This window comes from Hydrogenophaga sp., from assembly GCF_041633695.1.
Taxonomy (GTDB): Bacteria; Pseudomonadota; Gammaproteobacteria; order Burkholderiales; family Burkholderiaceae_C; genus Hydrogenophaga.
Genome location: NZ_JBFJMY010000675.1, coordinates 1 through 1,653 on the forward strand (window position 1 = coordinate 1; position 1,653 = coordinate 1,653).

The 1,653-nt window shown below is 69.9% G+C and carries 1 protein-coding gene and 1 pseudogene; both read left to right on the forward strand.

Going from position 1 to position 1,653, the window contains the following annotated elements; all coding sequences use genetic code 11:
- Positions 1–1,363: phage tail protein (locus ABYB95_RS23115; protein WP_372662585.1), on the forward strand; the 1,363-nt coding region annotated here is incomplete at its 5' end.
- 3 nt (positions 1,364–1,366) lie between these two features.
- Positions 1,367–1,653: pseudogene (locus tag ABYB95_RS23120) on the forward strand (hypothetical protein); the annotation flags it as partial.

Here is a 1,653-nt window from a genome sequence, read left to right on the forward strand (position 1 = left end):
CAGCCTGCATGGCGATGGCCGCGCCAGTCCCGAGATCGTGGCCTTGCGCGCCTGGGGCAGCCGCTTCAATTACGCCGAACAATACCTGCCGCGCGTGTACCGCGAAACCCTGTTTGGCGAGGCCGCGCAGGAGCCCGGCGAAAAAATCGACAGCGTGGACGAGTCCTACGCCGCCGGTTTGAATCTGGGCGGCCCGCCCAGCGCCGAGCTGGTGGAGCGTCTGGCCAACGGCGGGCTGGTGGTGGGCGCCGGTTCGGAGGTGGACGTGGAGCACACCGGGCGCAGCTGGTTGTTGCGCGAAGGCACCAGCGCGCGTTGCTGGCGCCTGCTGCTCGACGCCCATGCCATCGGCGTGTTCCGGCCCCAGGCTTCGCGTGCCGATTTCCTGGCCCGCAGCCTGGCCAATTTTGAAGGCGTGTTGACGCAGCTGGAAGACCGCGTTGCCAACGCGCACCTCTACACCGACCCCACCAGCACACCGGAGGTAAATCTCGACTGGCTGGCCGCCTGGGTGGGTCTGGCGTTCGATCCGGCCTTGCCCGAAGTGCGCCGCCGCGCCTGGTTGCAGGCCGCGCCCGAACTGGCCCGCTGGCATGGCACCCGGCGCGGCCTGAACCTGGCGCTCGACCTGGCCACCGGCGGTGCGGTCAGCGGTGGCGAGATCGTGGTGCTGGAAGATTTCCGCCTGCGCCGGATTCTTGCCACGCTGCTGGGCGTGGACCTGGCCGATGAGGAAGACCCGCTGTTGCCGGGCTTGCAGCAAAGCGGCAACTCCATCGTCGGCGACACCCTGGTGCTGGGCGATCACGAGCGCAGCGAGCTGATGGCGCTGTACCGCGAAGAAGCCACCTCGGCCGCCGAAGACGAAGCCATTGCCGCCTTCTACGGCCGCCTGGCGCACCGCGCCACCGTGCTGGTGCACCGCGAAGTGGAGGAGGTGGATCTGGGTCTGATCCGCCGCATCGTGGCGCTGGAAGCGCCTGCGCACGTCGATGCGCGGGTGGTCACCGCCACCTGGCCGTTCATGGTCGGTGTTGCGAGCCTGGTCGGTGTGGACACCTATCTGGGTCGGGCACTGGTGCCGCAGCCGGTGCGGGTGCAGCGCTCCACGCTGGGCACCGGCGACTACGTGCTGGGACCGAATTCGCTGGACCCGCGCCTGCGCGGCGAAGCCGCCGCCCCGGTGGTGCAAGACAGCTTCAACGACGAAGACACGCCGACCCCGCTGGCCGCCCTCGAAGCGCCCCGGCGCGGTGCGCGCGCGGCCCGGCCCAGAGCGCAGGGCGATCGCCCCGCCAGCCCCAAAAATCCGGCCAGCACCCCGGCCCGCAAAGCTGCGCCCAAGCGCAAGAAAAAGGAGTGAGGTATGAGCACGGCTACCGCATCATCGACCCTGGACCCGCTGTACCGCATGCCGCTGGCGGAGCGTCCGGCCTATGCCACCGGCATGCTGCTCGACGCCCAGGATTTTCTGGACGAGCAGACCTACCACCGGGGCCGTCTGGCCCGTGCCCTGGCTTACCTGGCCGGTGGTGGCACGCTGGCTGGCCTGCTGGCACAGCACCAGGCGGCCACCGAGGCCAGTGGTCCGGACAACCCGGCCCGACCCGAGGAAATCCGCGTGGAAGCGGGGCTGGCGGTGGACCGCTTGGG